This window comes from Pseudomonas typographi, assembly GCF_014694385.1.
Classification (GTDB): Bacteria; Pseudomonadota; Gammaproteobacteria; order Pseudomonadales; family Pseudomonadaceae; genus Aquipseudomonas; species Aquipseudomonas typographi.
In genome coordinates this window covers 36,650-42,917 of record NZ_JAAOCA010000042.1, presented here as the reverse complement: position 1 = coordinate 42,917, position 6,268 = coordinate 36,650, and the positions used below count along the sequence as shown (strand labels likewise).

Genomic DNA, 6,268 nt, shown 5'->3' with positions numbered 1-6,268 from the left:
TACGCGTATCTCAAGGATGTGCTGATGCGGTTGCCGACGCAGAAGGCTAGTGAGATCGAGCAACTCCTGCCACATCAGTGGATGCCGGGCTGACCTGCGCAAGGCGTATTCCCCGTACGCTTACGGTCAATCGATGGTTCGAAACACCCTTTGATCGGCCATCCCTACCGGCGATAAGCGACTACTATGAGCGGCTAAGTGACCGCCCCGGTTTTCGCTTGTACGGAAGAAACGGCACGCCCTAGGGCCTAAAGTAAGAGGATTCAGCCGAGAGGTTCGGCATACACCTGCTGGGTTGATTGATCTGATAACGGGTACTACGCCCGCCGCCGGGCGGGCGCCGTAGGCAACCCTTCTCCAGTAGGTCGCTTAAATGTCGGGTGGCGGGCGCTTTGGATACCTGGGCGACGGCCTGGTACTGTGCTGCGCTGGTACCAGCCTCGAAGCCTTTCTTTCCACCGTCGAGTGGGCGGTTGAGTACCTTAATCTGTTCGGGAAGGAGTGAGTCTGTCTGATGTGCCTGCCAAAAGCGTGCGTTGGCCAGCACGCGACCCATGCGGCAAGGGCTTGTTCCAGGCGCAGTGTGCCGAGGAACCAATGCACCCGAACCGGCCTGGTGCGTAAGCGAGAGGCCTGAACCCCGGAAAGCAAAAAGCCCGCGGTTAGCGGGCTCTAGGGGTATTGCTTAGCCGCCCTCGAGCGTCTATGTACATCAAATGGTGCCCAGGGGAGCAACTACCCGGTTCGCACAGAAGCGTGCAAAAGTGGGCCAATTCCTGCAACCCACTGACAGTACTGGGTTTTTACACCATCCCCATTGCGGCTTTTCATATCGAATGGTGTAAGCCAAAAGCTCCCGCGCAATGATGTGCATCAATTCTTCGGCTTACTTAACCCTTCGTCGGAGAAGGCCCACTGCCACTAACCAAGCGACGTCACTGGTAGCGCACCCCATTCTCACTGGACCAACCGCAGGTATGGAGCACACATGGCCCAAGTTTCAGACACCAAGGACATCACCAACCAAACGGCCCTGGGCAATTTGCTGGCCACAAGCGCAGGTAGCCAGGTCAGCAGAAACCCAACTGAACTCATCGTGCAGGGCACCCCAAACAACGACTCTATACACGGTGGGTTGGCCAATGAACTGTTGATGGGCGGGGCAGGCAACGACTATTTAGTCAGCGGGGGTGGCAACGATGTGCTGGTCCCCGGTGCTGGAGGTGATGTCTTGGTCGGCGGCTCAGGCAGCGATGTATTTCGCTTCGACCGAATCAGTGATAGCTATATCAAAGGCTCAGGCGAGTACACTGACGCCATCAGCTATTTTGATCCCGCCCACGATATCCTCGACGTGTCGGCCTTGGGCTATAGCCATTTGGGCAATGGCTATGGTGATACCCTGCATCTACGTAGCGAGCCCTTGCGCGGCATATACATTTTGGAAAGCTACGAGCCGAATTCTAACGGTCAACGTTTTGCCGTGCAGTTCCTGTCCAACAGCGGCCTTATTACCGATGCCAACCTACAACCGCTGATCACTGGCACCTCGCACAACGATCTGCTTCCAGGTACCGACGCCGGCGAAACCGTCAAGGGCGGCGCTGGCCGCGACACCATCGAAGCCGGTGCGGGTAATGACCGCCTATTCGGCGGCGTGGGGGGCGACACCTTGAGCGGCGGTGCGGGTGCCGATAACTTCGTGTATACACGGATCAGCGACAGCTACCGTAACGATGCCAGTGGCAGCTACAGTAGCCGCGACCTTATCACCGACTTCAGTGGCAACGGCCATGACATGATCGACGTCTCCGCATTGGGTTTCACCGGGCTGGGTAATGGCTACAACGGTACGCTGAAGGTAGTTCTAAATCTGGCCGGCGATGCTACCGCGCTTAAATCTTTAGAGCCCGATGCCAATGGCAACCGCTTCGAAATTCTGCTCAGTGGGAACCATGTCAATGAGCTCAACTCCAGCAGCGTGCTGTTTGCCCCGCCCAGTGACGCGACGGCGGTGACCACACCGCAGCCGATCATCCCGGTGAATTTGGCCGGCGATGATAAAGCCAACCGCCTATATGGCTACTGGGGCGACGATACCCTGGCCGGCGGCGCCGGAAACGACACCCTCGACGGTAACGTCGGCAATGATGTGCTGACCGGTGGGTTGGGCGCGGACAAGCTCACCGGTGGCTCAGGCAATGACCGCTTCGTGTTCACAAGCAGTGCTGACAGCCATGCCGGCAGCAGCGACCTCATCACTGATTTCATCTGGGGCCAAGACAAACTCGACGTCGCCGCGCTCGGCGTGACCGGCTTGGGCGACGGCAGTAACGGCACCTTGCGCATGACCTATGATGAAGTGAATGACCGTACCTACTTGCGTAGTAACGAGGTAGGTGCCGACGGTCACGCCTTTCAGGTCACACTAGCCGGATTCGACTACACGCGATTGATCACCAATGCCGACCTGGTGGTTGCCGATGCGACAGACGTGACGCTCCTTGCGCACCCTGCTGTTGACCAAGTGGGTTGACACCGGCTGAATAGCATATTTTCCCACCTTTAATTAACCGGACATCTGCAAGAAAGGAACAGTGAGCGGGCCTAACGCACACTGTTCCTGTTTTTTCACAGTGGCAGGCAACTAGGCGTGCAGTCAGCTGGTTGTAGCCTCAGTCGTAATGCTTTAGATCCACTTTAGTCGTTCAATCTGATGGCTGTAACGTCCGCGCTGGATCAGATACGGCCGATGGCGGACGCGCTCAAAGGGTGACATTTCTACGTGAGGCGGCTGAATGCTGTGAAAAGCGTTATTAAAAAATATTCCAATTAAATCATCTACTTAAATTCGGCTAACAGTTAGTATCATTCCGATAGCTTGACGGGGAGGTAGTCAACCTCTATCGAGTTGTCGCAAATCACTTAGAAGAGTTCATGCGCCAGTTTAAGTGGTCGCTTGTCAGCCGGACTATGTTTGATTGGGCGAGGATGCAGGTACCCATCGCGCTCACCGATATTCAAAGGGCAGCACGGTTTTTTTACCTGCAGCAACTGTGCTTCGGTGCAAAAGCCACCGGCCGGACGTTCGGGACATCCACCACCGCGCCACCGAAGCTCAATCTTTTACGGATTGAAGAGCAGCTTAGCGAGGCGCACATGCGCTTAGCGCGGGTCACGATTGAGAATCTTGATTGGAAGGATTGCATACGGAGGTATGACCGCGACCACCTCGCCTGCGGGATGGGTCAACATGAAATCGACTCTTCCAAGGGGGCAGCTACACCCTCTTTCCTGCTCGCATCCACATGAGCATCGCCACGCACGCTCATCGGTCCCTGCATATGCGCGCACGCTGTCGCGCAGCCAGCTAGCTAGCTGACCCTTGGCGCCTCAGCGCTTGCGCCTATTGCGAGCCACGTTGTCAGGCGTTACGCCACAATTACGCCAGGCGAAAAAAAGGCCTTGTAAAACAAGGCCTTTTTTTCGTTTTTTGGTGCCCCGGGGGAGACTCGAACTCCCACTCCTTTCGAAAACGGATTTTGAATCCGCCGCGTCTACCGATTCCGCCACCGGGGCAATGGCGGCGAAGTATAGAGAGCCCTCGGTCGGCGGTCAATCACGTTTCATGGTCAATGTGCTGATTTTCCGCTAGAATTTTTGGCCCTGTACAGCCGAACCCCATCATGCGCGTCGCCGATTTTTCCTTTGACCTCCCTGATTCCCTGATCGCCCGCCATCCCTTGGCCGAACGCCGGGCCAGCCGCTTGCTGGTGCTCGATGGGCCGACGGGGGCGTTGGCACATCGGCGCTTCGCCGATGTGCTGGAGTATCTGCAGCCCGGTGACTTGATGGTGTTCAACAACACCCGGGTGATCCCGGCGCGGCTGTTCGGGCAAAAGGCGTCTGGCGGCAAGGTCGAGGTGCTGGTTGAGCGGGTGCTGGGTAGCCATGAGGTGCTGGCCCATGTACGCGCCAGTAAGGCGCCCAAGCCTGGCACCCGGTTATTGATAGACGGCGGCGGCGAGGCCGAGATGCTCGCCCGCCAGGATGCGTTGTTCCAACTGCGCTTTGCCGAGCCGGTGCTGCCGTTGCTGGAGCGGGTGGGGCATATGCCGCTGCCGCCGTACATCGACCGCCCCGACGACAGCGCCGACCGCGAGCGTTACCAAACCGTGTACGCCGAGCATGCCGGCGCGGTGGCCGCGCCCACGGCGGGCTTGCATTTTGATGAGGCACTGCTGGAAGCGATCCGCGCCAAGGGCGTGGGCACCGCGTTCGTGACCTTGCATGTGGGCGCCGGGACCTTCCAGCCCGTGCGGGTCGAGCGCATCGAAGACCACCACATGCATAAAGAATGGCTTGAGGTGAGCGGCGAGGTGGTGGCCGCTGTGCAGGCGTGCCGTGCCCGTGGTGGCCGCGTGATAGCGGTGGGCACCACCAGCGTGCGTTCCCTTGAAAGCGCCGCGCGTGATGGCGAACTCAAGCCGTTCAGCGGCGACACTGACATCTTCATTTACCCAGGGCGGCCGTTTCATGTGGTCGATGCCTTGGTCACCAATTTCCATTTACCCGAGTCCACGCTGCTGATGCTGGTCTCGGCGTTTGCCGGTTACTCGCAGACCATGGCCGCCTATGCCGCGGCGGTGGAGCAGGGCTACCGCTTTTTCAGTTACGGTGATGCCATGTTCATCACCCGCAACCCGGCGCCGGAAGCTCCCGCAGGCAGCGCGCCCGAGGAGCTTGCATGAGCCGCACCTGCCGTATGCAATTCGAGCTGCTGGCCACCGACGGCAAGGCCCGCCGAGGCCGGCTGACCTTCCCCCGTGGCGTGGTGGAAACCCCCGCGTTCATGCCGGTGGGCACCTACGGTACGGTCAAGGGCATGTTGCCACGGGACATCGAGGCGATTGGCGCGCAAATCATTTTGGGCAACACCTTCCATCTGTGGCTGCGCCCCGGCACCGAGGTGATCAAGGCCCACGGCGACCTGCACGATTTTATGCAATGGCAGGGGCCGATCCTCACCGATTCGGGCGGTTTCCAGGTATTCAGCCTGGGGGCGATGCGCAAAATCAAGGAAGAGGGCGTCACCTTCGCCTCGCCGGTCGATGGCGCCAAGGTGTTCATGGGCCCGGAAGAGTCGATGCAGGTACAACGCGACCTGGGCTCGGACATCGTGATGATCTTCGACGAATGCACGCCTTACCCGGCCGACGTGGAAACCGCGCGCCGGTCGATGGAGCTGTCGCTGCGCTGGGCACAGCGCTCGAAAGACGCCCACGGCGACAACACCGCGGCGCTGTTCGGTATTGTGCAGGGCGGCATGCATGAAGACTTGCGCATGCGTTCACTGGAGGGGTTGCAGCAGGTCGGCTTCGACGGCCTGGCCATCGGCGGGTTGTCGGTGGGTGAGCCCAAGGAAGAGATGATCCGGGTGCTCGACTACCTGCCCGGGCGGATGCCTGCAGACAAACCTCGTTACCTTATGGGGGTTGGCAAGCCGGAAGACCTTGTGGAAGGTGTGCGCCGCGGGGTCGACATGTTCGACTGCGTAATGCCCACGCGTAACGCGCGCAATGGCCACTTGTTCACCGACACCGGGGTGCTGAAGATCCGTAACGCCACCCATCGCCACGATGATTCGCCGCTGGACGCTGCCTGCGACTGCTATACCTGCCAGCATTTTTCCCGCGCTTACCTTCACCATTTGGACAAATGCGGCGAAATGCTCGGCAGCATGCTCAATACCATCCATAACTTGCGCCATTACCAGCGCTTGATGGCTGGTTTGCGCGAGGCAATCCAACAGGGTAAATTGGCCGCCTTTGTCGATGCCTTCTATGCCAAGCGCGGGTTGCCCGTGCCGCCGTTGAACTGATTTCCCTCATTACATAATTAGCAACTGGAGCGCTACATGAGCTTGCTGAGCTTTCTGATCCCCACCGCGCAGGCGGCCGATGCCGCAGCACCCGCTGGCCCCTTTGGTGGCGGTTTCGAGTGGGTTTTCCTGGTCGGTTTCCTGGTCATTTTCTATTTCATGATCTGGCGCCCCCAAGCCAAGCGTGCCAAAGAGCAGAAAAACCTGCTCGGCGGCCTGCAAAAGGGCGATGAAGTGGTCACCTCCGGGGGTATCGCCGGCAAAATCACCAAGGTCACCGACGATTTCATCGTGCTGGAAGTCTCCGACAACGTCGAGCTGAAGTTCCAGAAGGGCGCTGTCGCGGCGACCCTGCCAAAGGGCACGCTCAAAGCGATCTGATCGGCA

Annotated in this window: 5 protein-coding genes, 1 tRNA gene and 3 pseudogenes; 7 read left to right on the top strand and 2 right to left on the bottom strand. The window is 59.0% G+C overall.

What is annotated here, in order from left to right; all coding sequences use genetic code 11:
• On the top strand, positions 1 to 93 hold a 93-nt coding region (locus HAQ05_RS24435), incomplete at its 5' end, for a transposase domain-containing protein (RefSeq protein ID WP_190425851.1).
• Between the two features lie 14 nt (positions 94 to 107).
• Positions 108 to 245: pseudogene (locus HAQ05_RS28840) on the top strand (glutathione S-transferase); the annotation flags it as partial.
• Here HAQ05_RS28840 and HAQ05_RS28835 read toward each other — a convergent pair.
• Positions 242 to 603, bottom strand: a pseudogene (locus HAQ05_RS28835) (hypothetical protein); the annotation flags it as partial. The pseudogenes HAQ05_RS28840 and HAQ05_RS28835 sit on opposite strands and share 4 nt — an antisense overlap.
• A gap of 385 nt (positions 604 to 988) precedes the next feature.
• On the opposite strand from HAQ05_RS28835, the gene HAQ05_RS24430 reads away from it, so the two are divergent.
• Together HAQ05_RS24430 and HAQ05_RS24425 are read left to right on the top strand one after the other, a co-directional pair.
• The gene (locus HAQ05_RS24430) at positions 989 to 2,536 is read left to right on the top strand and encodes a M10 family metallopeptidase C-terminal domain-containing protein (protein ID WP_190425847.1); all 1,548 of its coding nucleotides are present in this window, start codon (positions 989 to 991) and stop codon (positions 2,534 to 2,536) included.
• Positions 2,537 to 2,880: 344 nt separating this feature from the next.
• Positions 2,881 to 3,231, top strand: a pseudogene (locus tag HAQ05_RS24425) (DNA adenine methylase); the annotation flags it as partial.
• A 263-nt stretch (positions 3,232 to 3,494) separates the two neighbouring features.
• On the opposite strand, the gene HAQ05_RS24420 reads toward HAQ05_RS24425, so the two are convergent.
• Positions 3,495 to 3,579, bottom strand: a tRNA-Leu gene (locus HAQ05_RS24420).
• A gap of 107 nt (positions 3,580 to 3,686) precedes the next feature.
• On the opposite strand from HAQ05_RS24420, the gene queA reads away from it, so the two are divergent.
• From queA to yajC, 3 genes are read left to right on the top strand one after another with little or no spacing between them, the layout of a single operon-like run.
• Positions 3,687 to 4,751, top strand: coding sequence for a tRNA preQ1(34) S-adenosylmethionine ribosyltransferase-isomerase QueA (gene queA / locus HAQ05_RS24415; RefSeq protein WP_190425843.1), 1,065 nt, complete (start codon positions 3,687 to 3,689; stop codon positions 4,749 to 4,751).
• Between the two features lie 14 nt (positions 4,752 to 4,765).
• Positions 4,766 to 5,881, top strand: a complete 1,116-nt coding sequence (gene tgt, locus HAQ05_RS24410) for a tRNA guanosine(34) transglycosylase Tgt (RefSeq protein ID WP_190425856.1) — start codon at positions 4,766 to 4,768, stop codon at positions 5,879 to 5,881.
• A 45-nt stretch (positions 5,882 to 5,926) separates the two neighbouring features.
• Complete coding sequence (yajC, locus tag HAQ05_RS24405) at positions 5,927 to 6,262, top strand: preprotein translocase subunit YajC (protein ID WP_190425854.1); 336 nt, start codon at positions 5,927 to 5,929, stop codon at positions 6,260 to 6,262.
• Positions 6,263 to 6,268: the final 6 nt, after the last annotated feature.